Source organism: Streptococcus sp. ZY171113 (genome assembly GCF_057748235.1).
The window spans coordinates 1,800,201-1,825,605 of the sequence record NZ_CM173243.1; the positions used below are offsets into that span (position 1 = coordinate 1,800,201).

At 50.9% G+C, this 25,405-nt stretch carries 25 protein-coding genes; 4 read left to right on the plus strand and 21 right to left on the minus strand.

Features of this window, described 5'->3' with window-relative positions; translation table 11 throughout:
• Positions 1-75: 75 nt before the first annotated feature.
• The 7 genes from glpK to AC3ARB_RS08580 all read right to left on the minus strand — a co-directional run bounded on the left by glpK (position 76) and on the right by AC3ARB_RS08580 (position 7,264).
• Positions 76-1,581, minus strand: a complete 1,506-nt coding sequence (glpK, locus tag AC3ARB_RS08550; RefSeq protein WP_488320148.1) for a glycerol kinase GlpK — start codon at positions 1,579-1,581, stop codon at positions 76-78.
• Positions 1,582-1,776: 195 nt separating this feature from the next.
• A complete protein-coding gene (locus AC3ARB_RS08555; protein ID WP_488320149.1) occupies positions 1,777-3,252 on the minus strand; it encodes an AcpB/EbpR/MafR family transcriptional regulator in 1,476 nt (491 codons plus the stop codon).
• Positions 3,249-4,565: an NAD(P)/FAD-dependent oxidoreductase gene (locus AC3ARB_RS08560; protein ID WP_488320150.1), complete on the minus strand. Its 1,317-nt coding sequence runs from the start codon at positions 4,563-4,565 to the stop codon at positions 3,249-3,251. The genes AC3ARB_RS08555 and AC3ARB_RS08560 overlap by 4 nt, the downstream gene beginning before the upstream one ends.
• Before the next feature lie 133 nt (positions 4,566-4,698).
• Positions 4,699-5,235, minus strand: a complete 537-nt coding sequence (locus tag AC3ARB_RS08565; RefSeq protein WP_488320151.1) for a YceD family protein — start codon at positions 5,233-5,235, stop codon at positions 4,699-4,701.
• Positions 5,236-5,253: 18 nt separating this feature from the next.
• Complete coding sequence (htpX, locus tag AC3ARB_RS08570) at positions 5,254-6,150, minus strand: zinc metalloprotease HtpX (protein WP_488320152.1); 897 nt, start codon at positions 6,148-6,150, stop codon at positions 5,254-5,256.
• 50 nt (positions 6,151-6,200) lie between these two features.
• Complete coding sequence (locus tag AC3ARB_RS08575; protein ID WP_488320153.1) at positions 6,201-6,755, minus strand: LemA family protein; 555 nt, start codon at positions 6,753-6,755, stop codon at positions 6,201-6,203.
• 125 nt (positions 6,756-6,880) lie between these two features.
• The gene (locus tag AC3ARB_RS08580) at positions 6,881-7,264 is read right to left on the minus strand and encodes a hypothetical protein (RefSeq protein WP_488320154.1); all 384 of its coding nucleotides are present in this window, start codon (positions 7,262-7,264) and stop codon (positions 6,881-6,883) included.
• Between the two features lie 223 nt (positions 7,265-7,487).
• On the opposite strand from AC3ARB_RS08580, the gene rsmG reads away from it, so the two are divergent.
• The 4 genes from rsmG (at position 7,488) to AC3ARB_RS08600 (ending at position 10,758) form a co-directional block, all read left to right on the plus strand.
• Positions 7,488-8,201, plus strand: a complete 714-nt coding sequence (gene rsmG, locus AC3ARB_RS08585; protein ID WP_488320155.1) for a 16S rRNA (guanine(527)-N(7))-methyltransferase RsmG — start codon at positions 7,488-7,490, stop codon at positions 8,199-8,201.
• Positions 8,198-9,568, plus strand: coding sequence for a TrkH family potassium uptake protein (locus AC3ARB_RS08590; RefSeq protein WP_488320156.1), 1,371 nt, complete (start codon positions 8,198-8,200; stop codon positions 9,566-9,568). The genes rsmG and AC3ARB_RS08590 overlap by 4 nt, the downstream gene beginning before the upstream one ends.
• Positions 9,569-9,603: 35 nt before the next feature.
• Positions 9,604-10,275 carry a potassium channel family protein gene (locus AC3ARB_RS08595; RefSeq protein ID WP_488320157.1) on the plus strand — a complete coding sequence of 224 codons (672 nt, stop codon included), beginning with the start codon at positions 9,604-9,606 and terminating at the stop codon, positions 10,273-10,275.
• A gap of 225 nt (positions 10,276-10,500) precedes the next feature.
• Positions 10,501-10,758, plus strand: a complete 258-nt coding sequence (locus AC3ARB_RS08600) for a hypothetical protein (protein ID WP_488320158.1) — start codon at positions 10,501-10,503, stop codon at positions 10,756-10,758.
• A 152-nt stretch (positions 10,759-10,910) separates the two neighbouring features.
• Here AC3ARB_RS08600 and AC3ARB_RS08605 read toward each other — a convergent pair whose 3' ends face one another.
• From AC3ARB_RS08605 to gmk, 14 genes are all read right to left on the minus strand, one after another.
• Entirely contained in the window at positions 10,911-11,549 is a 639-nt protein-coding gene (locus AC3ARB_RS08605; RefSeq protein WP_488320159.1) for a response regulator transcription factor, read from the minus strand.
• Positions 11,536-12,546: an envelope stress sensor histidine kinase LiaS gene (locus AC3ARB_RS08610; RefSeq protein WP_488320160.1), complete on the minus strand. Its 1,011-nt coding sequence runs from the start codon at positions 12,544-12,546 to the stop codon at positions 11,536-11,538. Before AC3ARB_RS08610 ends, AC3ARB_RS08605 begins: the two co-directional genes overlap by 14 nt.
• Positions 12,543-13,241 (minus strand): cell wall-active antibiotics response protein LiaF, encoded by a 699-nt coding sequence (gene liaF / locus AC3ARB_RS08615; protein WP_488320161.1) that lies wholly within the window; start codon positions 13,239-13,241, stop codon positions 12,543-12,545. The genes AC3ARB_RS08610 and liaF overlap by 4 nt, the downstream gene beginning before the upstream one ends.
• Before the next feature lie 131 nt (positions 13,242-13,372).
• Positions 13,373-15,334 carry a Stk1 family PASTA domain-containing Ser/Thr kinase gene (gene pknB, locus AC3ARB_RS08620; protein ID WP_488320162.1) on the minus strand — a complete coding sequence of 654 codons (1,962 nt, stop codon included), beginning with the start codon at positions 15,332-15,334 and terminating at the stop codon, positions 13,373-13,375.
• Positions 15,335-15,336: 2 nt separating this feature from the next.
• Positions 15,337-16,077 carry a Stp1/IreP family PP2C-type Ser/Thr phosphatase gene (locus tag AC3ARB_RS08625; protein ID WP_488320163.1) on the minus strand — a complete coding sequence of 247 codons (741 nt, stop codon included), beginning with the start codon at positions 16,075-16,077 and terminating at the stop codon, positions 15,337-15,339.
• Positions 16,078-16,125: 48 nt separating this feature from the next.
• Positions 16,126-17,448 carry a 16S rRNA (cytosine(967)-C(5))-methyltransferase RsmB gene (rsmB, locus tag AC3ARB_RS08630; RefSeq protein ID WP_488320164.1) on the minus strand — a complete coding sequence of 441 codons (1,323 nt, stop codon included), beginning with the start codon at positions 17,446-17,448 and terminating at the stop codon, positions 16,126-16,128.
• The gene (fmt, locus tag AC3ARB_RS08635) at positions 17,441-18,373 is read right to left on the minus strand and encodes a methionyl-tRNA formyltransferase (protein ID WP_488320165.1); all 933 of its coding nucleotides are present in this window, start codon (positions 18,371-18,373) and stop codon (positions 17,441-17,443) included. The genes rsmB and fmt overlap by 8 nt, the downstream gene beginning before the upstream one ends.
• A gap of 196 nt (positions 18,374-18,569) precedes the next feature.
• Complete coding sequence (locus AC3ARB_RS08640) at positions 18,570-19,220, minus strand: CPBP family intramembrane glutamic endopeptidase (RefSeq protein ID WP_488320166.1); 651 nt, start codon at positions 19,218-19,220, stop codon at positions 18,570-18,572.
• A gap of 199 nt (positions 19,221-19,419) precedes the next feature.
• Positions 19,420-19,758, minus strand: coding sequence for a type II toxin-antitoxin system RelE/ParE family toxin (locus AC3ARB_RS08645; RefSeq protein WP_488320167.1), 339 nt, complete (start codon positions 19,756-19,758; stop codon positions 19,420-19,422).
• Positions 19,751-20,041 (minus strand): antitoxin, encoded by a 291-nt coding sequence (locus tag AC3ARB_RS08650; RefSeq protein ID WP_488320168.1) that lies wholly within the window; start codon positions 20,039-20,041, stop codon positions 19,751-19,753. The genes AC3ARB_RS08645 and AC3ARB_RS08650 overlap by 8 nt, the downstream gene beginning before the upstream one ends.
• A gap of 376 nt (positions 20,042-20,417) precedes the next feature.
• Positions 20,418-21,059, minus strand: a complete 642-nt coding sequence (locus AC3ARB_RS08655; protein WP_488320169.1) for a PBECR4 domain-containing protein — start codon at positions 21,057-21,059, stop codon at positions 20,418-20,420.
• A gap of 732 nt (positions 21,060-21,791) precedes the next feature.
• Complete coding sequence (locus AC3ARB_RS08660) at positions 21,792-24,170, minus strand: primosomal protein N' (protein WP_488320170.1); 2,379 nt, start codon at positions 24,168-24,170, stop codon at positions 21,792-21,794.
• 39 nt (positions 24,171-24,209) lie between these two features.
• Entirely contained in the window at positions 24,210-24,524 is a 315-nt protein-coding gene (gene rpoZ, locus AC3ARB_RS08665) for a DNA-directed RNA polymerase subunit omega (RefSeq protein ID WP_488320171.1), read from the minus strand.
• Positions 24,525-24,755: 231 nt separating this feature from the next.
• Positions 24,756-25,370, minus strand: a complete 615-nt coding sequence (gmk, locus tag AC3ARB_RS08670) for a guanylate kinase (protein ID WP_488320172.1) — start codon at positions 25,368-25,370, stop codon at positions 24,756-24,758.
• Between the last annotated feature and the right edge of the window lie 35 nt (positions 25,371-25,405).

Sequence of the window (25,405 nt, forward strand, 5' to 3'; positions counted from 1 at the left end):
AGGAAAGACCATCGACCACCACACCAAGACCATTTGGTTGGGTAGCGGCCGATAATTTTCCTTGTCTACACTAACTTATTTGTCTTCTGCGAAGAACTGGGCTGCCGCAACGGCACGTTTCCAGCCCTTGTAGAGTTGTTCTTTGCGCTCATCATCCATTTCAGGTTGGTAGCTCGCCCCAACAGCGTTGAGGGTCTTGAGCTCTTCCAAGTCCTTCCAGAAACCAGTCGCCAAACCAGCCAGGAAGGCCGCTCCAAGGGCTGTGGTTTCAAGGTTGGCTGCACGAGCGATTTCAATGCCCAAGATGTCAGCCTGGAATTGCATGAGCAGGTTGTTCATGGCTGCACCACCGTCAACCTTGAGCACAGAGATGTCAAGGCCTGAATCAATCTTCATGGCATCAATAACATCACGCACCTGGTAGGCAATGGATTGCAGGGTAGCTTTTACAAAGTCTTCTTTACTGCTACCACGAGTCAGGCCAAAGACTGAACCACGAGCATCAGGGTTCCAGTAAGGGGCACCCAGACCTGTGAAGGCTGGCACCACATAGATTTCGTCTTCGCTGGTCGATTTGCGGGCCAAATCTTCTGATTCTGGTGATTGCTCAATCATGCGAAGGCCGTCACGGAGCCATTGGATGGCTGAACCAGCAACGAACACTGACCCCTCAAGGGCGTAGTTGACCTTGCCGTTGATGCCGTAACCGATGGTTGTGATCAATTGGTTTTCTGAGAACTGGATATCCTCACCCGTGTTCATGACGATGAAGGAACCGGTACCGTAGGTGTTTTTCACCATACCTGGTTCAAAGGCCAACTGACCAAAGAGGGCTGCCTGTTGGTCACCCGCCATACCAGCGATTGGCACTTCAGCACCGAAGAAATGGAATGGGGCAGTTGTGCCGTAGATTTCAGAGTTAGACTTCACTTCTGGCAACATGGCTTTTGGAATGTTGAGGAGTTCCAAGATTTCCTCATCCCACTTGAGCTCTTGGATGTTGTAAAGCATGGTCCGTGATGCGTTTGAGTAGTCGGTCACGTGGCACTTGCCGTTGGTCAATTTCCAAACCAACCAAGTGTCGATGGTACCAAAGAGCAACTCGCCTTTTTCAGCCCGCTCTTGAGCCCCTTCCACATGGTCCAAAATCCAACGAACCTTGGTAGCTGAGAAGTAAGCATCAACCACCAGACCTGTTTTCTTGTGGAAGAAGTCAGCGTAACCGTCAGCCTTGAGCTTGTCCGCCAACGGTGCTGTTTGACGCGATTGCCAAACGATGGCGTTGTAGATTGGCTTACCAGTTTCCTTGTCCCAAACAACCGTTGTTTCCCGCTGGTTGGTGATACCAATCCCCACCACCTGGTTAGGACGGATGCCAGATTCGATAAAGGCACCAGCGATGACAGACTGAACAGAGTTCCAGATTTGGTTAGCATTGTGCTCTACCCAACCTGGGTGTGGGAAGATTTGTGGAAATTCTTTTTGGTAGCTTCCAACTTTTTCCCCTTGTTTATTGAAGATGATGGCACGAGACGATGTTGTTCCTTGGTCGATGGCCATGATGTATTGTTCTTGTGACATGTTGTCCTCCTTTGTCGCTTGTTGGCGCTTTCTTATTTGATAAACCTATTGTACCCTATTTTGATAGCGCTATCCTATCAACTTTTTTTGAAGTCTAATTTTTTTTGATAGCTTCTTATCTCTGTACTTATTACCCCCTAGACAAAAAACCAGCCAGTTAACAAGAACTGACTGGTCACAACAAGAACAAGGGCTTTAGCTAAAGCCCAATCTCGAACGGTTGCCGCTACGACGATAGAGGGGACGCTCGGATTTTTGCCTGCCCAACTGTTGAATCATGTTTTTTAAGGCCGTCAAATCCCCTTGACTAAGGCCATGATAAAGAAGGTAGGTTGGCTGTGCCGCAAAGGTTTGAAAATCCGAAATCACCAAATCATAGGTTTCACCCTCCTGCCACTCTTCGATGGAGATGTAGCGGTTCTGCTCCAGGGCCTTTCTGAGTTGGTGAAGGACTGGCATGCGCTCGACCCCGTCTCCTGAAAGGGCAACCCCAATGAGCAGTTCCGACGGCAATTCCATGGTCATGTAGTCAAAGAGCTTGCCTAGTTCATGACAGATGGTCTCGTAAAAATCGCCTGCTAGCTCTGCCTTTTGCCCATAAACCCCTTGGGACACCTCCTGGAACAGCAAGCGGGCCTCCCTGCGATAGGTTTCTGCTAGGACCGACGGACCATGGCTGACCACCTGCCCCTGGAAAAAGTAAATTTGTCCCAGGAGCTGGTTCAGATGATAGAGGGCCTCTTCATCCAAAACCAGGCGATTGGGTAATAATTCCCGTAGGCGAGCCAATCCCAAGCTAGTAGCTTCCTTAATGGGACCACCAAAGGCCAGCATCTGCTCCACCTGGGGTGCCCCCAAAATAAAGTGGAAAAAGAGAAAGGCAAACAAACACATGACCTCCCCCTCCTGAAAGCCACCCGCCACCTGCTCCAAGAGGGTCATGACCACCTGCCTCAGGCGATCATAAAACTTATGGTCCTGATAGGGAGCCATCAGGGCTTCCAAAGGTGCAAACTCCAAACCAGACAGCCGCATCCGCTTGTGGCAGATGACCAACCAAAGTTGGAGTTGCACCACCTGTCTGGGTCGAAAACGGTCTTCATAGAGGCGTTCAAAAACCTGAACAGCCGGGCCTTGAAAGGCCCTTGCCTGAGCAAAGTCATCGCCGTGAGCCCCGCCCAGCAACCAAAACAACTGGTAGTAAAAGTAGCGAATCTGCAACTCACTCCCCTGAAGTCGCCCCCGTCTAATGGCAATGCCGAACTCATCCAAGAGTTGGTTGAGGGCTGATAGTTGCCGATTAAGACTAGCCTCGCTAATCAAGAGTTTTTGGGACAGGGCCTGGATGCTAAAATCCTCCTTGTCAAAAATAGCTGATAAAATCTGATACTTGAGAGAGGATTGAGCAAAAAAGCGGGCATAGCTGGTCAGCCTTAAGTCAGGAGCTCGGCAGTAGAGAAGCTGCTCCCCTTGGATTTGGAGCGACAGACCTAGTTCAAGGGCCTGCACCTCCTGACCCAGGCTCTCCACATAGCGGACCAGGGTGGAACGGCTAACGCCCAAGTGGTCACAGAGGTCCTTGACAAAGGCGTTCCCAGGCTGATTCTGGATCCTGCAGAGCAGTTGGTAAATCACACGCTCACGCTTTTCAAAGAGGTCTTCTAGTCTCACTGGTCCACCTCCTTCAGCTGGCGCCAGAGGTCTCGCAAGGCTTGCAGGCATAAGGCGACACTGGTCGGCACTGACGCTTGATGATAGATAGAATGGCTAAGCAGAGATGCTAGAGGTAGCTCTGTCTCCAGGGCCAGGCTAAGAAGAGTCAACAAGGGGTCTTGAGGAGCATAGCCCTTCAGCTGAACCCCTAAGAGGGCACCCGTTGACTGGCTGGCAACCAGCTTGATTCCCAAGGACCGATCAGGCGTCCACTGTTGCGCCACTAGCACCGGTTCCCACAGGCTAGCCTGCTGCTGGGTTTGACCTAGACTAGTCAGTTGATGGCCAAACAGGTCCGATGTCACCTGACTAACCGACTGGAGCAGGGCGACTTGGGGACCGAACAGGTTTTGGGCAGCCAAACGACCGGTCAAAATCGCAGGGCCAACCATCGGTCGATAAACTTGACCAAAGGAGGCTGCAGGCAATTGAATCAAATCCCCCACCGCAAAAATACCTGGCTGACTGGTCTCCAGATAAGGATTGACCCAGACGGTGCCATCTGCCTGAAGGTCCAAGACCTCCTCAAAGAGCTGGCTGTTGGGACGAACATTGGTCGCTAAGAGAAGTAGGTCTGCCTGGTAGGTCTCCGATTGGGTTTTCAGGGTCAGCCCTTCTGCAACTGTCCAGCTGATTCTAGTGACTACTTGATTAAAGTGGGTAGTCACCCCCCGCATCTCAATGGCTTCCAGGAGGTCCTCTGTCATGGCCTGGTCAAACTGTTTGGCCAGAGGGCGGTTCCTAGCCTCAATCAGTTGGCAAGAATAGCCCGCCTGACTGAAGGCATCCAGGCACTCCAAGCCCAATTGGCCGGCACCCACCACTGCCACAGACTGGGCCTGCTGGAGCTTCTCCAAAGCCAGCTGACTGTCCGCCAGACTCTTGAGGGAAAGCAGGTAGGGTTTCGCCTCTGGTTCAACTAAACAATAATCTTGATGGGACCCTAAGGCCAGCACCAAGCGGTCATAAATCACCTCTTCTTGGCCTCCCTCATGGCTAAAAATCAGGCGGCGAGCCACTGGGTCACAAGAGAGCAACTCATAACCTAGGTAAAGGGGCAACCGCTCTGCCATTGCCTCCTCAAAGAGGGCAGACCGTTCAGCCGACAAATCGTTCAAGTCCCCCTTTAGTTTTCGATTAAAGTTGGTCGGCACATAGCCAACCTGGACCTCTCGGTCGTAGATGGCCACCTCAGCTTTGGGGTATAGTCGACGCACCTCCAAACCACAGGCCAGGCCTGCAAAAGAGGCCCCAACAATCACAATCATCATCTCCGTCTCACTTTCATTTCCTAGTCCTCCTATTGTTTCAAATTCAGGGCAAAAAAGCAAGGGATTGCCAACTTCTGCCACCCTCACCGACAACAAAAAAGCTGAAACCTTGTTTCAACTTTTCAGACTGCTCTTATTCCTCGTCGAAGAGGCCGCTGAGGCTGGCAAAGGGGTTGTTGGCTGCTTTTTGTTCTTCCTGCTTGGCCTGATACTGGCTTTCAGTTAGGACAGCCCAGCTCTCGCCACTTGGCAGCTGATCGTCAGCTTCTTCTTCTGGGCTGAGGACTCGGATGGGCAGGTTGAGCAGGATGTTATCAAGGACACTTTCTTCCAAGTCAATGGCTGGGGTCTCCAAAATCAGGACCAAATCCTCCTCAACCAACTCTTTCTGAACAGCGACTTGGTCAGCCTCGATAAAGACCTCGTTAACCGCTCGGCTATTTTCCAAAGCCACAGGAACCAGGGACCGGCTAGAGGGCAGGGTCAGGGTGTAAGCCATCTGGTAGTCCAGGAAGTAGAGGCCCCGGTCCTGATAGACCCGCCCCGTCACGGTGACGGGACTGAGGTCCAAAACCTCAGGCTCACGAGCCATGAGCTGGTCCTTAACCACCAGCTCCCGCTCAAAACTCAGGCCGTCGCTGGCCTTTTTAATCTCGGTTAGTGAAAACATATTTTTCTCCTTTTTGTCCTAAAGACGCTCCAGCCGTGCAATTCGGTCGGCAATGGGCGGGTGGGTCCGAAAGAGGGCCTGGAGGCCGTCTCGGTTTTTAGGCATGTTGATGTAAATGGCAGAGCTGGCAGGGTCAATCGGCCTGCTCATGGGGGCGGATTGGTCCAACTTCCTCAGGGCCTTAATCATGCCCTGAGGGTTGCGGGTCAATTCAACCGCTCCCGCGTCAGCCAGGAACTCCCGTTGGCGGGAAATAGCCAGCTGAACAAGGGTCGCCGCCAGCGGAGCCAGAGCCATGGTCACCAGAGCCAAAACCAGCACCAGGGCCTGGGCCTGACCGCTGTCTCGGTCGTCCCGCCGCTGATTGCGGCCACCCCCATACCAGATGAGGCGACTGCCCATGGAGGCCAAGAGGCTGATGGCCGAGGCCAAGGCCAGGGCAATGGTTGCCAGGCGGATGTCGTAGTTGCGGATATGGCTGACCTCGTGGGCCATAACCCCCTCCAGTTCCTCCCGGTTCATGACGGCCAAGAGGCCGGTCGTGGCGGCCACGGCTGCCTTGTCAGGGCTGGGGCCAGCCGCAAAGGCATTGAGGGCAGGGTCCTCGATGACATAGACCTTGGGCATGGGAATCCGAGCCACCATGGCCATGTCCTCCACCACTCGATAGAGGTCAGGAAATTCTTGCTCGGTCACCTCACGGGCCCGGTTCATGGCCATAACCACACGGGTGGACTGAAAGACCATGATGGCCCCATAAACCAGACCGACAACCAGGGCCAAGACCAGACCAGTTTCCATCTGACCAGTCATCAGGTAGCCCACCGCTGCCCCGATAGCAGCCAAGAGGGCCATAAAGACCAGCAAGAGCAAGACCGTCCGCCGCTTGTTGGCCGCAATTTGTTGAAAGAGCATGGCAGTCTCCTTTCTCAGTCTAGGCTCTGGCTACCCCAGCCTGCCAGGCCTTAAAAGTCAAAATGAACGGTTGGCACAGCCTTTTCTTCCTCAGGAATATCAAGGAAGGCCGCCTTTTTGAAACCAAAGAGACCAGCCAAGACATTTCCTGGAAAGACTTCTTGTTTGAGATTGAAATTGGCCACCGTGCTGTTATAGAGTTGGCGAGAATAGGCAATCTTGTTCTCGGTGTTGGTCAGCTCGTCCTGCAACTTGATAAAGCTGGCATTGGCCTTGAGATCTGGGTAGTTCTCTGCAATGGCGAAGAGGCCTGAGACCTGACGGGTCATGGCATCCGAAGCCGCCATGGCCGCCTCAGGGCTGGTCGCCTTAGCAATCTGGGCCCGCAGCTCAGCAATTTTTTCCAGGGTGCTGCCCTCATACTTGGCATAGCCCTTAACGGTTTCAATCAGGTTGGGAATCAAATCGTTGCGGCGTTTGAGCTGAACATCAATCTGGCTCCAGGCCTCCTGGGTCTGCATGCGGGCCTTGACCAGGCCATTGTAACCGCCAATCACCGCTAGTAGCAACAAGAGGGCAATCCCTCCAATAATCCAGAGTGTCATGCATCGTCCTCACTTTCTGTTTTCTATTATAGCACAAATCAGGGCCTGACGGGGTGGGGAAGTTGGCAAGACTTAGCAAGCCACTGCCAGAAAATCCTCTGAAAAGCAGATAGCTCTCTCTACCCTCACACCGACCGATCCGCCAAATAGGCCTCAACCTCCACCAAACGCTGTTTAACGGCAACCGTCAAATCAGTCAAAGCTTCTTGAACAGCCTTGGTATCCTTGGCCACTGAGAAGTCAAGCAGATAATCCCAGTACAGTCCCTTCTTGGCGTCATAGTTGGGTGGAGCAGGGAGATAGCCTGGCAGCAGGCGGTCAATCTTATCCCTAATCCGTTCCAAAACTTGCTCCGCCTGGGCCATCTTCTGTCTTTTGATGAGGGTGGCAAAACTACTGGCCGACCACAAGTCCACCGTGTTGTCAGTCAACACCTTGTCCAAGAGCTCCTGGGCCTGAGCCAAGTCCACCAAGAGTCCTTCTAAATGTTCCTTTAACAGCTTGCTCATCTCAAAACCTCCTCAGTTTCTTGACCACGACAGGGACATAGAAAACTCCCTCGAAGGCATGACTGGTGATGACTAACCTAACGGCGATTTCTCTCTTGAGTTTTCAGGGAATTTTCCAAAAACCAACAGTCTCTTCTACTATCCATCACACTTCCTATCCCTATTTTACCAAAAATGGCCCACTTGTGGTAAAATAGAAGCAATAAAGAGAAAAGAGGTTGCCATGACCCCACAAGATTTTTACGATCGCCTGGCCGCAGACGGTTTTGCCCTGACCGACCAGCAAAAGGCCCAGTTTGCCCGCTACTTTGAGCTCCTGGTCGAGTGGAACGAGAAAATTAACCTGACGGCTATCACTGAAGAAACCGAGGTCTACCTCAAGCACTTCTACGACAGCCTAGCCCCCGTCCTTCAGGGCCACATCAGCAATAGCTCTGTCAAACTCCTGGACATCGGTGCCGGCGCCGGCTTTCCTAGCCTGCCCATGAAAATCCTCTGCCCTGAGCTGGACGTCACCATCATCGACTCCCTCAACAAGCGGATTAGCTTTTTGACCCTCTTGGCCGAGGAACTGGGCCTGACTGGTGTTGCCTTTTATCATGGCAGAGCGGAAGACCTGGCTCAGGATAAGACCTTTCGTGGGGCTTTTGACATCGTAACCGCCAGGGCTGTCGCCCGTATGCAGGTCCTATCTGAGTTGACCATCCCCTTCCTCAAAATTGACGGCAAGCTGATTGCCCTCAAAGCAAGTTCCGCCCAGGAAGAAAATGAGGCTGCCCAGAACGCCCTCAAGCTCCTCTTCTCCCAAATCACCCTCAGTCAGGACTACCTCTTGCCCAACGGCGACCCTCGTAACCTGACCCTGGTGACCAAGAAAAAGGAAACCCCAAACAAGTACCCTAGAAAAGCTGGCCTGCCCAACAAGAAACCCCTATGATAAGATTTTCCAAACTTTCCATCGCCCAACGCCTGTCGCTGAGCTTTCTGGTCACCATCCTGATCGGTAGTGGCTTGCTCAGCCTGCCCATCTTTCACCTGCCAACCGCACCTGCCACCAGCTACCTGGACCACCTCTTTCAGACCGTGTCCATGGTCTGCGTGACGGGCCTCTCTGTCTTTCCAGTCGCCTCCGTCTACAACACTTGGGGCCAGGTCATCTGCCTGCTCCTCATGCAAATCGGTGGCCTGGGGCTGGTCAGTTTACTAGCCATCAGCTATTATAGCCTGAAAAAGAAACTGGCCTTCCAAGACCAGGAACTCCTCAAATCAGCCCTTGGTCGAGACAGCAGTTCTGACCTCAAAGGCTACCTATTTTCCATTTACAAGCTGACCCTGACCATCGAGGCCATCGGTGCCTTGCTCTTGTCCCTGGATTTTGTCCCTCGCTTTGGCTTTTTCAAGGGGCTGGGCCACAGTATTTTCCTAGCCATTTCTGCCTTTTGCAACGCTGGTTTTGACAATCTGGGCGGCAACAGCCTCATGGACTACGCCACCAATCCCCTGATTAACCTGGTCATCGCAGGCCTGATTTTATCAGGTGGCATCGGCTTTGTGGTCTGGCTGGATGTCTTACGAGGGCTCAAGCAAATCAGTCAGCCCAAACGCCTGACCATCAACCGCTTTTTCCAAAAACTGACCCCTCATAGCAAGCTCATGTTACTGACCTCAGCCCTGCTCCTGATTGGCGGCAGCCTGACCAGTCTGGTGACCGAGTGGCAAAACCCTGACACCATCGGCAACCTGGCTATTGGGGACAAGGTTCTGGTCAGCTTTTTCCAGACCGTGACCATGCGAACGGCTGGTTTCGCGACCATTAGCTATGGCCAAGCCAACCTGGCCACCAACATCCTCTACATGCTGCAAATGCTGGTCGGCGGTGCTCCTGGTGGCACGGCTGGTGGCATCAAAATCAGTGTCCTGGCCCTGCTCTTTTTGCTGGTTCGGGCGGAATTTTCTGGTCACCGCCACATCAGTTTTGCCCATCGGACCATCCCTGAAAAAATCTTTCGGCAGACCCTGACCGTTCTGGTCTTTTATGCCATGGTCTTGATTAGCAGCTACTTGATGCTTCTGGTGGCCGAACCCAAGCTCAATCCACTGGCCCTCTTCTTTGAGTCGGTTAGTGCCATCGCCACGGTTGGAGTGTCCATGGATTTGACCCCAGACCTCAGCCGACTGGGCCAGGCCATCATCATGTTTTTGATGTTTGTGGGCCGGGTCGGGCCGATCACGGTGTTGATGAGCCTCTGGCAAAAACAGGAACAAGACCTCCACTATGCTGAAACCAGTATTTTGATTGGTTAACAGCTCTGCTATTTCCCAAAAGAAAAGGAAGACTTATGACACGAAAAACCATCGCGGTTCTCGGCCTGGGCGTTTTTGGACGGACCATCGCACGGGAGCTCACCCAGTTTGACCAGGATGTCATCGTCGCTGACCATGATGAGCGGCACATCGCTGCTGTGGCTGATTTGGTCAGCAAGGCGGCCATCGGGGACATCACCAACATTGCTTTTCTGAGGTCCTTGGGTATTGACCAATGTGACACCGCCATCGTCGCTACGGGGACGGACCTAGAGAGTGCGGCTCTGGCGGTCATGAACTGTAAAAAGCTGGGCATCGGCTATATTGTGGCCAAGGCCAAGAGCCAAGCCTATGAGGAAGTTCTCTATGGTATCGGGGCTGATTTGGTGGTGTCCCCTGAGCGAGAAACCGCCAAACACCTGGTGTCCAAGATTTTACGCCACAAAATCCAAGGGATTTTCCACTTTGAGGATGGCATTTCCTTGATTGAGTTCGCCATTCCAGACAGCTGGGTCGGCAAGTCCATCGTGACCCTCAACCTCCGCCAGACCTTCCAGATGAACGTCATCGGTCTGCGGACCCAAGCCAAGACACCCTTGCAAACCAGTATCGACCCCAATCAGGCCTTGACCCAGGGAACGGTCATCGTGGCCATCGCCGACACCCGCCTCTTTGAGCAATACGATTACCTGGACTACCTTAACTAGGGGCAAGAGACGGAGGAGGTTTGTACTGCTGTGTTTTTCTGAAATTTTCAGAAATAAACTCTGTTGATTCCCTCCTACTCTTCAAAAATCCAACCCGCTCGAAAGCGGGTTTTTGCTTGCTTCTCTGAAAAAAAGTTGTATAATATAGTCAATTCCACAGCACGGAGGTGTTTTCTGGATAAGACAAAACCCTTAGAAGACTTGCAAGTCATCTAGGCTCAGCTATTGGCGACGCCCAAAAGCCCGCTAACAGCGGCCGTCAAGCAAGAAGTCGAGAACTGCCACCGCCGCTTGGCACAAAAAGACCAATCCGACCTGGCTATGGCTGGCGAGCTTAATGAGCTTTGGCACGAGATTAGCAGTCTGGAGCACCGCTACCAGGCCAAACTTCCTGAGCAGGTGGCTAACCTAATCAAACCTCTCAGCAATCAGACCTTCAAGATTCTGACCAGGGAGGGCATCATCGGAAATATGACCTTTTAAACCTTGGACCGCCCAGCTGGTTTTATTCAATCTGACTGAAGGTCCGTCTGACCTCCTTTTCAAGATAAAAAAAGCTGAGACAAGTGCCTCAGCCTTTTATGTTTTATCTTTGGTTGCCTTTATGGGCTTGAAGACAAGCCTTTTTCTGAACCCTAGGTATCGCGTTCAACCAGGCCATGTTGGAAGGCATAGACAACTGCTTGGGTTCGGTCAGCCACATTGAGCTTGGCCAGGATGTTGGACACATGGGTTTTGACCGTCTTGAGGGAAATGTAGGACAAGTCTGCAATGGTCTGATTGTCGTAGCCCTTGGCCAAGAGGGCCAGGATATCCCGCTCTCGGGCGGTCAGGTCCTCATGCAGGTGGGGGCTGTTTTTGTGGTTCTGGAACTTCCTGTCCACCTCGGTCTGGATAGCCAGCTCACCCTTGGCCACCTTCTTGATGGCATTGAGAATCTCGGCTGCACTAGAGGTCTTGAGCATGTAGCCCTTGGCACCAGCCTGAATAACGGGGTAAATCTTCTCGTTATCCAGATAAGATGTCAAGACCAAAATCTTGACCTCTGCCCAGCTATTTAACAAAGCCAAAGTCGCCTCAACCCCGTCCATCTGAGGCATAACCAGGTCCATGACCACTACATCCGGTCGCAGGGACAGGGCCAAATCAACGCCCTCTCGCCCGTTGCTGGCCTCGCCCACCACCTCGATGTCGGGCTGAACCCGCAGGAAGCTGCTAAGCCCCAAGCGAACCATCTCGTGGTCATCCACCAAAAGCACCTTAATCGTTTCCATCTGTTTTTTCCTCCATAATCGGTATGCGAATGTCCATGGACACCCCCTTGCCCTTGGCACTGAGAAAGCGGACGGTTCCCGCCATGTCTTCCACCCGGTCCTCGATATTTTTCAGACCATAGCTCAGGCTCCTGGCCTCATCCACCGCAAAGCCCTGGCCATTGTCCACCATCTTGAGCTGGACCTGATTGTCAGTTTGCACCAGGTAAACGTCCAGCTGGCTGGCCTTGGCGTGCTTGAGGGTGTTGCTGATAAACTCCTGGGCAATCCGAAAGAGGTTGTCCTCAATCAGCTTGGGCAGCCCCTGGATATCTTCCTGATAGCTGACGGCAATGTCACTCTTGTCCCTGAGTTCGGTCAAAATCATGGCAAAGCCTTCAGATAGGGTGCGGCCCTCCAACTCGGTCGGCCGCAGGTGCAAAAGCAGAATCCGCAGGTCCTTTTGAGCCTGCTGGAGGATCCCTTCTAAGGTGACCAGTTGTTGGGTCACTTGCTCCTTGTCCAAATAAGCCATGGTCTGGGACAGGCCTGAAACCATCATGGTGGCTGCAAAGAGTTCCTGACTGACCGTGTCGTGCAGGTCACGGGCAATCCGTTTGCGTTCTCCCTGAACGATTTCCTGGCCATTCTGGATGTAGGCATTTTCTGTCTTTTGCAGGCTGGCGGTCAGGTGCTGGAGTTTCTTAGACAAAAGGCTGATATTGGCCCCCAACTCCGTGTTGGGCTGTTTAGAGATGGTCTTATTAGCCAGCATCCGTTTGAGGTTCTTGTTGAGGTGGCGTTTGGCCACCTCATCCGACCAGTACCAAACCATGAGAAAGAGCAGGGTCAAAGAAACACTGAGGGACGCCACCGAAAACAGCAGTCGCCACACACCAAAGGGATTTGCCATGATATCCACCAGGGCCAGGCCAAAGCTGGTCAAGACAACATAGGCCACCGCTGAAATAATGATAACAGCATAGAGCAACATGAGCAGTACCGTTTGTCGTTTCATCGGCGAATCACCTCCACCTTACCAGCAATGATGTTAATCATCATCTTGACCGACCGATTAGCCTTGTGGTAGCAGTCTTCCTGCAATTTCAAGGCCTCGTTGCGGAGGTCGTATTCGGCCCCGTCCAAGAAACGGATGGAGCCGTAGATGGCACTCACATTAAGGCTGATGGCCACATCAATAGGCACTCGAATAGTGGTCGGGCCGTAAAGCTTTCGAATAACAATGAGATTATCGCACCCCGCCACAATCACTCGGTCCAAATCAATGGTATCTGTTCCACTCAGGCGAATGATGTTGACGTCATCAAAGGCATAAGAATCGGTCAAGAGAGGCTGGTTGTCCCCCACCCATTGGTTGGGTTTAGGAGAGACTTGCAAGTCCTCCTCCTTGAATTGGATCAGGGCGTGACGGTTCTTGGTTTTGACCTGGGCAAAGTAGTTGATGACCGTGTAAACCAGTCCCAGAAGCACCGCCAGGATGACAAAGGGATTGAGCATGACCACCAAAAAAAGCAAGAGTAAACCTGCCGTCAGCAAAAAATTGCTCCGACTGCCCTGATTATAGTAACGTAGGGTCAAGAGCATAACCACCAAAATCAGTAAAAAACTATACAGATTATTGGCTAAAATGGTCATCAAGGCCAGGGCCAAGAGAACCGCCTCCACCAATAAAAACAACTGAAATTTTCTCACAGGACCTCCCTAGAGCCGTTTTTACCACTATAACAAATTTTACCCTAGCTGTCACGTTTCAACCGTAAAAAAGGCCAGGACTGTCGTCCTAGCCTTAGGGCAAAAACTATGGTTAATAGAGGTGACGAGCTTTATTCAGAGGTTTCTGAATCAGCGCTAGTCTCTGTCTCAGGAATTGGAGCTGCTTCCGCCTCAGGGGTCGTTGCTTCGCTTGACGAACTGGATGACGTGGATGTCCCCGTTTCCGTAGTCGTTGATGGGCGACTTGTGTGCTGACTGTTCGAACTGCTGGACGATGATGGATCAGTAGCTGAACCTTGCAAATAGAGAGTCAATCCATCCAGCTCTGCCAAGCTAACAGTAAACCCATAATAAGGCTCTTGAGCGACCACAGTAGCTGTTCCCTGGGGCCCCTTCACCTCCACATAACCCTCTTCAGTTGGAAGGTAGAAATGAATCTTGTTGGCTGGAATTCCCAAGCCAGTTAAAAGGCTTCTGGTCTGATCAACCGTATGGCCAATTAAATCAGGCATGGTCACGTAATTGCTCACGGCCACATCAAAAATAATTTTGTGACCTTTCCCCAGTTCAAACTGACTGCCAGGTATCGGGGTCTGATTCAAGATGGTACCTGGTTGGTCCTCATAACTCTCAATCTCACGCACCTCGATGTCCTGGACATCAACCCCATACAGTTTGGTCAAACTTTCCAAGGCTCTTGGATAATCTAAACCAATGTAATCTTCCAACACAATCACTGACTTCGCCTTCGCCACATAAAGGTTAATTTTTGACCCCTTACGGCGGCTACTACCTGCACTCGGCACCGTTTTAACAACCTGACCCTGGTCATGGCTATCGCTGTCAATCTCATAAACTTGGCCCAGAGTAAAGCCAGCCGCTGTCAAACTCGTTTGAGCAGCTTCAGCAGAGCTCCCCGCCAAGTCAGGTACAGTCACCAAACGTGGGGTTGATAAAATCAAGTAGGCAAAAACAGCTAAGAGAAAGACGGCAACCGCTGCAGCAATTTTCAATAAAATGGATAGAAAACGACCGCGACGTCTCGGTTTAAGCAACTTAGGCAAGACAGGTTCCTCAGGCAAAGCGTCAAAAGGAGCGTCCTGAGCAATGAAGGGCTTGGTGTTTTGGCTTGGAGAAGGTTTCAACTTCCTCGTTTGGCTCGGGTGTTTAGGCCGTTCTGGCAGTTGCGGCAAAACCTTGGTTTCCTGGGCTTCTTCCATCAGGAGACGACGCTCACCTTGTCGGCTAGGATTAAGCACCGTGCTCAAATCCCGTCTCATCTGAAAGGTTGAGAGGTAGCGATCCGTCAATTTTTTGGCAGTCGCTCGTAAAACCACGTTTTCCAAAGCCTGGGGTACCCTTGGATTTTCCAACAAAATTGATGGCAAGGGCTCTTGAAAATGTTGCAGGGCAATGGTCACCGCACTGTCCCCGTCATAAGGCACATGACCTGTCAACATCTCAAAGAGGATAATCCCCATGGCGTAAATATCACTTTGAACCGTGGCTTTTGACCCCCTTGCCTGTTCAGGAGAGAGGTAATGAACAGACCCTAGCATGGAGTTGGTCTGGGTCAAACTGGTCTCTGCAAAGGCAACTGCAATACCAAAATCCGTTACCTTAGCTGTCCCCTCTTTGGTTAAGAGGACATTTTGCGGCTTGAGGTCCCTGTGGACAATCCCCTGCTGGTGAGCCAAGGTCATGGCTGATAAAATCTCGCCCATAATCCGAACCACTTCAGCATTAGACAGAGGATGGTGTTCCTTGATGTACTGTTTGAGGTCGTAACCGTCCACATACTCCATGACGATAAATTGCTGACCGTCTTCCTCCCCGATGTCATGGATGGCCACGATATTAGGGTGACTGAGATCAGACATGGCCCGAGCTTCCCGTTGAAAACGATCCACAGCCACTTGATCGGTCTGGTAATTGGTCCGAAGCACCTTGACAGCCACCTGTTGACTATCCAAAATCAAGTCTTGAGCCAGGTAAACGTCTGCCATACCGCCCCGTCCAATGGATTTCAAAATCCGATAACGACCGGCAAATAATTTACCAACTTGCACCATGGCTAGCCCTCCTTAGTCACATGAACAAGTGCCAAAGTGATGTTATCTAATCCTCCTGCAAGGTTGGCTTCACCAATCAAATAGTCCGCTTTTTCATTCAAACTGAGGTCATCTGACAAGAGCCGCTCAATGATTTCTGTGGTAACCATATTGGTCAGGCCATCGCTGTTAACCAAGAGGTAGTCTCCTGGGAAGAGCTCCTCGATGGCCACATCAATAACCAGAGGATTTTCTTGACCGATAGACTGAATAATGAAGTTGCGTTGAGGGTGGGTAGCTGCCTCTTCCTCCGTCAACTGACCAGCCTTGACCAAGGCATTAACCAAAGAATGATCGCTGGTCAAGAGTTGGTAACGGCCGTCCCGATACAGGCCTACCCGAGAGTCCCCAACATGGGCAAAGATGGCATAATTCCCAACCAAGGCCACCGCCTCAACAGTTGTTCCCATGCCGTGGTAATCTTCTTCTTGACCCATCGCATAAATCTTTTTGCTTTCCGCTTCAATGGTCTCCAAAAGCCAGTTCCGAATTGGCTCCCAATCCCCTTCAGTAAAGTCCGTTTTGACCCATTCCCTACCCAAGTCGGTCACCGTCAATTCGCTGGCAATATGACCAGCCTTATGGCCGCCCATCCCGTCAGCTAAAACAATCAAAACCTGACCAGACTTGTTCGAAAACTTATTGATGTTGTCTTGGTTATTTGACCGCTTACGGCCAATATCTGTTTTTAATGCAATTTTCATAGTGTCTTCTGACTTGGTCAGACTCCTTTCTTGGCGATTAACCGCCAGCTAACGCACCCGTCTCAGCTGAGCGATGAAGAACCCATCCGTTCCAAACTGCTCTGGCGTAATGGCCAAACAGCCCTCTTGGACAATCTCCGCCTGCTCATGACTCAAAGCCACCTGTTCAAACTCAGGATGGCTGGCCAAAAACTGGGCAACCACTTCCTGGTTCTCCTCAGCCACAATGGTGCAAGTGCTATAAGTTATTATACCACCAACCACTAGGGTTTGACAAACACTAGATAGGATTTTCAGCTGCAAGGCCTGCAAACTGGCAAAATCCTGGCTATCCTTGCGGTATTTGAGGTCTGGCTTGCGGCGGATCAGCCCGATACCCGAACAAGGCGCGTCCACCAAGATTTTGTCAAAGCTGTCTTTGGGAAAATGGCGGTGCACCGCTGTCGCGTCCAGTTTCAAAGGTTTGACACGATCCGCAACCCCTAAACGCTCAGCATTGTCCGCAATCAGGGCTAGTTTGTGGTCATAGAGGTCCAGGGCCGTCACAGTTCCTGATGTCAAGTAAGAAGCCATATGGACAGTCTTACCACCAGGGGCTGCACAGGCATCTAAAACCCGCTCCTCCCCCTGCAAGTCCAGGGTTGGTGCCACCAGCTGGCTGGTCTCGTCCTGAATGGTGATCAGCCCCTTAGCAAAATCCTCAGTCGCTGCAAAATGCCCACTGGGCTTAGTCAACCCAACTGGCGACAGCAAAGACCGCTCTGCCCCTGGTTCCTCTGCGATTCGCTCCAACTGGCTAGGGTCAGCCACTCGGATACTGGCCTTATTACGGATATAGAGGCTCTCAAAAATGGCCACCGCCCGCTCCTCACCGTACTGATCAATCAGCTTCTTAACCAGCCAAACCGGCAGGCTGTATTGAATCGAGTAGCGTTTGTTGACCCGCTTGATGCTGGTCACATCAGGCAGGCCTTCTCGCTGAAGCCGTCTGAGAACAGCATTGACCAGCTGGTCAGCCCCTGGTTTGGTCTGGCGGCTCTTGGCCAATTCGACCGCCCCGTTGACCAGGGCATGGTCGGGGATTTTATCCAGATAGACCTGCTGGTAGAGGCTGAGCATGAGCAGGTAATAGACCCACTTGTCCAGCTGGTCTCGGTCTGCAATGACGTGAGACAGGTACCATTCCAGGGTCATCTTGCGGGCGACTGTCCCGTAAACCAGCTCGGTGACCAGGCCCTTATCGGCTGGTGACAGCTGGCTGGCGGTCAAGTGGCGGTTGAGGGAGACATTGCTGTAAGCCTCATTGTCAAAGACGTCTTCGAGAATGGCTAAGGCTAGCCCCCTGGCTGTTTGTTTCCAGTTCTTAGCCAAAATAATCACCTACCTGCAGGTCACGACCTGCCCCGTTAAGGAAGTCCGCCACGGTCATCTTGGGCTTGCCAGCTGGCTGGACGGTCAGGAGGCTAAGGGCTCCCTGACCCGTCGCCACGACCAGAGCTTTCTTGGTTTTGGCGATAATCTGACCAGGCTGACCTTGACCGTCAACAGGCTCAACCTCATAGAGTTTGAAGCGGTCGCCTGCCAAAAAGGTGTGGGCAACAGGGAAGGGGTTGAGCCCCCGAACCTTGTTGAAGACCTGGCGGTTGGTCAGGGTCCAGTCAATGATTTCTTCTTCTGGTTTGATGTTGGGTGAGAAGGTTACCAAACTTGGGTCCTGAGGGGTTGGGGTGATGGCACCTGCTAGGTAGTCAGGCAGGATGGCCAGAAGCAAATCCCGTCCCAGCTCTGCCATTTTCCCAAAAAGGGTGCCGACGTTGTCGCTATCAAGGATAGGGATGGCCTTCTGGGAGACCATGTCGCCCGCATCCATCTCCTTGACCATCTCCATGATGGTGACGCCGACTTCCTCGTCGCCGTTGATGAGGGCGTAGTGGATGGGCGCCCCGCCGCGGTACTTGGGCAGGAGGGAGGCATGGACGTTGAGGGCAAAGCTGACGCTGTTCAGCAAACTCACCGGCAGGAACTGGCCAAAGGCGGCCGTGATGATGCCGTCAGCCCCCAGAGCCATGAGGTCAGCCAGCTCCTGACTGCCGCTCAGTTTCTCAGGCTGGTAAACAGGGAGCTGGTGGGCAAGTGCCACCTCCTTAACAGGGGTCGGTTTGAGCTCCCGCTTGCGGCCCACCGCCCGGTCAGGCTGGGTCACCACCGCCACAATCTCGTATCTAGCGTCAGCCAAGAGGCCCTGGAGCACCGTGGCCGAAAAGGCTGGTGTCCCCATAAAAATCAATTTGGTCATATCTTCTCTTTTCTAGTGTTTCTTCAATCGTCGCTCGGTCGAAACCTTGCTATCCTTTCTATTATAGCATATTTGGAGACAGAAAGCCCACCAGCAGTAAGGAAAGGTTCGGAGAGATAAGAATAGCAGGGCTGAAAATATCAGTAACCTGCTCTTTTTTAGAATTAATAATAAGCCCATTCAGTTGATAGAGGCATCAAAAGTAAACATCTAGAGTGGCTAGGGCATTGTTGAGAAAATGCAGAGCCATAGGATAGGCCAGGTTGCCCGTCCGCTTGTAAAGGTAGCCCATGGCCAGACCGCCGCTGCCATAAATCAGCCAACTGGGCAGGTCGGTCGGCCCATGCAGGGCAGCAAAGAGCAAGCTGGATAGGATGAGAGCTGGCCAACTGTTGCGACCAAAGAGCTTGGTCATGAAGAGACCCCGACAGATGACCTCCTCCAAAACTGCTGGCAGGAGGGTCATGCTAAACCAAACAAAGATAGGAGGGAGGCTGGCATTCCTTTCCAAAATCAGCTGGTTGTTAAGGGTGTCAGACTTGCCCAGAGCCTCCAACCACAAGTGACCTAGACGACCAATCAAGTCTGTCAGAACCCAGGTCCCACTAACCAACATCAAGGTCTTCCAGCGGAAAAAGTCACGGCCAAACCCAACATATCCCCATTTTTTAGCCAGTGAATAGGCCACCGCAACCACCAGCAAAACAAGCAAACAGCCCAGAGCCGTCTGTTGCCAGCTATAATTGGCTCCCCAGGGCTGATCCATGACCGCACTAGGCAGTATCAACAAGAGCATCAGGGGAATGGCCAACAAACAGTGAACAATTCCTTGTAAAAATCGAAGCATCGGAACCTCCTAAAAAACGTGTCATCCCTCTCCTGATGGCAAAAGCACTAGAATAGGAAATCAGGACGGTAGTAACGAATCAAAAGCTGCTATTGGCAATCATTCAACTCCAGCATCGTCACCATCAAATGCTAGGCGACTATCCCATTGAGTTTTGACAACACCAACGTCATAATCTTCTTTCGCGCCATCACAAAACTCATTTGTTGAATAGCCTAGCCCAATCTTGCCTTGAACTCAGGACACGAGAGACATAAACCTCATGCCCCTCCACATAATAGAAGGCAAGGTAGTTCTCAATAGGCATATAGCGGTATCTCTTACCATCATCGGTTAACTCACCATAGCCTCTACTTGAAACCAATGGGCAAGCTTCAGGAAAAATCTCAAGTGTTTCAAGTCCTGTCAGAATTAAATCCAGTTTACCATCTGCAGCCTGTTGGCTATAAAAATTGACCAGAATATAATCATGAATCCCTTGTAAATCTGATGTTGCTTTATCGGTCAGGAAGACCTGGTAACGTTTGTGATTAGCCAAGTCCAAATGCCTTTCTCACATCTGACAGTGCAGTCACTTTACCTTCCATAATGTCTTGATGACCTAATCGGATTTCTCTTTTCAAGTCCTCAAAAGCGACTTGGTATTGGTGATCAGTGACGTCACTTGAAACGAACTCTCTAGCATCCACAGCACCAGTCGCAATCTTGCGGAGCGCGGCATTCAAAACATCTGAAACGGTTAATTTCTCAGCCGCCAGAATGTCTTTTGTTTGTTGGTAAAAAACCGAATCTGCTCTAAAATTTACTGGTTGTGTCGCCATTGTCGCCTCCTCTTCGTAAAGGTATTATGTATTTACATTCTATCAAATGTCCACGACTGAGTCAACTACAAACCCAACCTTGTGTGTCGCTTACCAGGGCTTGATTAGTTTTGGAAAATAGCAGAGCTGAAAACTAGCTCTGCTATCAGTTATAGCTATTCCTGTACCAACAAATCATAAAAGAAATAGTCTAACCCCTTTAATTGATTTTAAAATAGTCTCATTTTTGTAACCCTCTATATGTAATCTGCAACCCAATAACCTTGTCCCTTGTTTCGTGCAAAGTATCAAATAAAATATATCTACAAACTCTAATCCATTAATAAAACATCGTAATATCATCGCAACAGTTGGCAGTGATTTGTAAGCTATTACTTTAAATTGATTTACTCTTTCCTTTTTTTGCCTTTTTAGTCTGCTTAGACTTCTTAGACTTCTTAGACTTCTTAGTGTTTTTCGGCTTTCTTGAATTAATCAGAGTAGCTAATTCTTCGCCATTTTGGTAAATAACCAACTTCGTGACAATATACGGAGCCTTGTAAACACCATTACGAGTATCTGAACAATCAATGACAGAATACGGTACCAATTCAGTCGCCTTTTCCGATTCAACAAATGTTAAAAATAGCTGTTTTTTCTGTATTCCAGCATCGTATTTTATACTCGCAGTTTGGCCACTCTGTGAAAACTTAACATCGGTAGTTCGTACATATTTCAACAAATTCAACACATGTAACTTCACATTAATAAAACTAGATATTCTACATTGTTTTTTATTGATACTGTCACTTTTTAAAGCATCATAAAATTGTTCCGCAGCTTTAAAATCTGGCTTATCAGAGTAGCTCTCAACACCACAAAGGTGCATAAAGTTTTCCTTGCCAAAATATATCGTTTTTTTAGCCTTTTTAATCCCAGATCCACTATAGTGATATTCAAAAGTTTTTCCTAAGAAATTAGTGTCATATTCATCAAATATAGCCTTGATTTGCATTAATTGTTTATCAGAAATCACCATAGAAACTCATTTTCTTAAATTTTATATGTAAAAAGCGTATCCCAGTAAGATACGCTTTTTACCGTTGTCTAAAGCATTAGACAACAATTTCTATGTTTTGTCGTATTTACTAGGATAGTTCATCTCTTTCAAGAGACCGACATCATTTTACAATGAGGTGCCACTCACCCAAACTATCCGTTTCTAGGCGTATTAAATACCCTAGTACGATTGTGGTTATCCAGCATAGACTGGTGAAGGTAAGATTTTTGGATCACTTAACACAAGTTCTAGCAGTATTAAGGTGTGTATCCACGTCATGTTCAACATATTTACTGAACATAATTTCATGAGATTCCCTTCTTAATCTATAAAAAAGATATTTTCAACACTACTCTTGAACACACATCGGAGTAGGACTTCCTTCACGATTTAATTTTACCTCATTTTAACTTTATTTGCAAGCATTTCCTCCTAAAAAATTTTCTAGTAATTTTTACCACTCAATATACCAATGCCTAAAAAGCCAACAACAGCAAGCCAAAGCTAGGCACCTTTATGTTTAAAGTCTGTCTGGCTAGTCAAAACTAGCCAAAGCAAGCTAGTAGCCTTAGCTTGCTTTTAGATCTAGGCAGGCTCCAACAGTCTGGGATTAGACTGTTGGAGGTGCGAGTCCTGAAATACGCAAGCGAGCTAGTTGTACTGATGGTACACCAAAGCGATCTAACGCCGAGATAAAAATAAGCTAAGCCACTAAATATGCTGCGGTTCATAGTCAATGCTGACCCACAAGTCCTTGTTGGCCTTGTCCTGGGTCAACTCTAAAATCTGGTTGAGGGCCTCTTCCAGCTGGGGTTCTCGCTTGAATTTGATCAGGAGCTGGTAGTGGTAGAGGTTGTGGGTTCTGGCAACGGGTTTGGGGGTTGGCCCCAAGAACCTGGCCTGGGGCGACAGCTGGGATTTGAGCAAGCTCAAGAAATCGTAACTGGCTCGCACCGCCTCGTCCTCATTTTTATGAGAAATGGTGACGGCGACCGTGTAAAAGTAGGGTGGGTAGGCCAGGCTGCGACGCACAGCCATTTCATAGGCATAAAAGCCCTCGTAATCATGGGTTTGGGCAAAGTTAATGGCGTAGTGATCAGGGTTGTAGGTCTGAATAATAACCTCGCCCGGTCGGTCAGCCCGACCGGCTCGGCCTGCCACCTGGGTCAGGAGCTGAAAGGTCCGCTCGGAGGCCCGGAAATCCGGCAGGTGGAGGGAGGTATCGGCATTGAGAACCCCAACCAAGGTCACCCTGGGAAAGTCCAGACCCTTGGCAATCATCTGAGTCCCCAGAAGAATGTCCGCCTCCCCCCGACCGAAGGTGTCCAGCAGGTCCTGGTGGCTGCCCTTTTTGCGGGTGGTGTCCACGTCCATGCGGAGAATGCGCGCCTCTGGAAAGAGGGCCTGCAACTCCTCAGCAGCCTTCTGGGTTCCCGTGCCATAGTAGGCAATGCTGTCGCTCTGGCAGTTAGGGCAAGCCCTGGGAATCCCCTTGGTATAGCCGCAATAGTGGCAATTCATGGACCGAGTGGTCATGTGGAGAGTCAGGGAAATGTCACAGTTGACGCAGTTGTCCACATGAGAACAGTCCCGACAGAGCATGAAACTGGAGTAGCCCCTGCGGTTGAGGAGCAGAACCACCTGCTCTTGTTTGGCCAGACGGTCACGGATTTTCTCGACCAGAGGTGGGGTGAAATTGCTGGCCGCCTGCTGGCCGATGTGGTCCCGAAAGTCCACGACCTCAACGCTTGGCACCACCGCCTTGGGATTAGCCCGCTGGGTCAGCATGAGGAGCTCATAGACCCCCTTGCTGGCCCTGGCCCGAGACTCGATGGACGGGGTGGCCGACCCCAGAACCAGAACCGCCTTGTGGCTCTTGGCCCGAAGCAGGGCCACGTCCCTGGCGTGGTAGCGGGGATTGGACTCCTGCTTGTAGGTGGCCTCGTGCTCCTCGTCGATGATGATGGCTCCGATGTTTTCCATGGGGGCGAAAATAGCAGAGCGGGCACCGACGACTACCTTAGCTAAGCCAGAACGGATTTTCTGCCACTCATCCAGCTTCTCACCGTCGGATAAGGCCGAGTGCATGATGGCCACCTGCTGGCCGAAGCGGCCAATAAACCGCTCGGTCATCTGGGGGGTCAGGGCAATCTCAGGCACTAAGACAATGGCCGTCTTGCCCTGTTTCAAGGCTTCCTCAATGATGTGGAGGTAAACTTCCGTCTTGCCCGACCCCGTGATGCCTTCTAACAAAAAGGGCACATGGTCAGTCCCCATGACAGCCGTCACCTGGTCAACAATGGCTGCCTGCTGGGCATTGAGCTGGATGGGCTTGCTAACTGCAACTCGGTCAAAATAGGCCTGGCTGCGGCTGGCCACCTCTTCGGTAACCTGTAAAATGCCCCAGTCCACAAATTTCTTAACCACTTCACGGGAATAGGTCTCCATCAGGTCAGCCAGCAGGCCCTCTTGAGGATTGGCGGTCAGAAAATCAGCCAGAGCCTGCTGTTTCTTGGCTCGGCTAGAAATGGGTGTCTCAATCAGCTTGACCAGGTCAACCGTGTAGGTCTTGATGGTCTTGATGGTCTTCTTGTCCTTGGCCAGATAAGTCACCTCAACCTGACCAGCCTTGAGGAGGTTTCTGGCCACGACCTGCTGCTCTGCAGTCAAATCAGCCATGCTGATGCTGGTTTTTCCTGACGGAAACAAGCCTGGCTCAGCTGGCTCAACCAGACTGGTCAAGACCTTGTCGTAGGCAGAGTTGAGAAGACTGGGCAACATGGCCTTGAGCAGGCTAATCTTGTAGGAAAAGACCTGTCGTCTCAGGGCATCCGCCAAGTCCAGCTGCTCCTGGTTGAGGACAGGTTCCAAATCTAAAACGGTCAGAATGGCTTTCAAACTCTCCTGCTCGGCCATTTCCCCAAAACCAACCACAAAGCCCTGCAAGGGCCGGTTGGTGCTGCCAAAGGGCACGTGGACCCGGGAGCCGATGGCAACCAGGTCACTCAGGTGGTCGGGCACCGCATAGGAAAAGGGTTTGTCGGTCTGCTTGAGGGGCAGGTCAACGATAACGTGGGCAATCTCTTTCATGGCGTTCAAATAGGAAAAAACCTAAGATTGGGGACAACCTTAGATTTTTTCTCCTTCTTCTTTTTCTTTAGCAATCTGCTCTTTGATTTTGCGTTCTTCTTCCTCACGGGCCAGACGCTCGGCTTCGATGCGGGCACGCACCGCTGCACGCTTGGCTTCTGGGTCTGGGTGGATGGTCACCAGGCCTGCCTCAATTTCCTCAAGGGCACGCAGGGTTGATTTGACGGACGAGAAGTCCTTGGTCGGCTTGGCTCCAGCCTCCAACTCGTGGGCACGCTTGGCCTGGAGGACACAGAGGGAGTATTTTGACGGCACCTTGTCCAGCAGGGTGTCGATGGATGGTTTCAACATCATGGGCTTGTTCTCTTTTCTTTTTTGAAAATTCTTTTTTTGATATTTTTCTTAGGTGGTGCGGACGGGAGCAACCGCCTATCGGCGTTTAATCCCTAAATTCTGAGCCAAAGTCTCAGAACTTCCGTCAGTTATCAGCGATAAATCGCTGATAATTTTTTCACCACGGCGAAAAACATCAGGTAACGCTCACTGCGTTCGCGTCGTCTGTCTTCACCTTTAGCTCCGACAGCCTTAAATATCCTTAATCATGTCATTGTAGTGGCCGATGCAACGTTCCACACGGAAGTGTTCTGTCTCAATGATTTTCTTGACCCGTTCAGCGGCCAGATGAACCTCGTCGTTAACAACGGCGTAGTCATATTCCCGCATGAGGGCAATTTCTTCCTTGGCACGAGCAATCCGTTGGGCAATGACTTCCTCACTGTCCGTTCCACGGCCAACCAGGCGGTCCTGCAATTCTTCCAAGTCAGGTGGTGTCAAAAAGATGAAAACCCCATCTGGCACCTTTTTCTTGACTTGCAGAGCACCCTGCACCTCGATTTCCAAGAAGACATCAATCCCCTTGTCCAGGGTTTCATTGACATAGGTCAGGGGTGTGCCATAGTAGTTACCGACATACTCAGCATACTCCAGCATGAGGCCCTGACGAATCAGCTCCTCAAATTCCTCACGGGTTCGGAAAAAATAATCCTTGCCCTCAACCTCACCAGGACGTTGGGGACGGGTGGTCATGGACACCGAATACTCAAATTTGTGGTCTGGTGTTGAAAAAATTTCCTGCCTCACCGTTCCCTTGCCGACCCCAGATGGGCCAGAAAAAACGATTAGCAGCCCTCGTTCAGACATAGCACGCTCCTTCTTATTCTTCCTTCTAGTTTAAC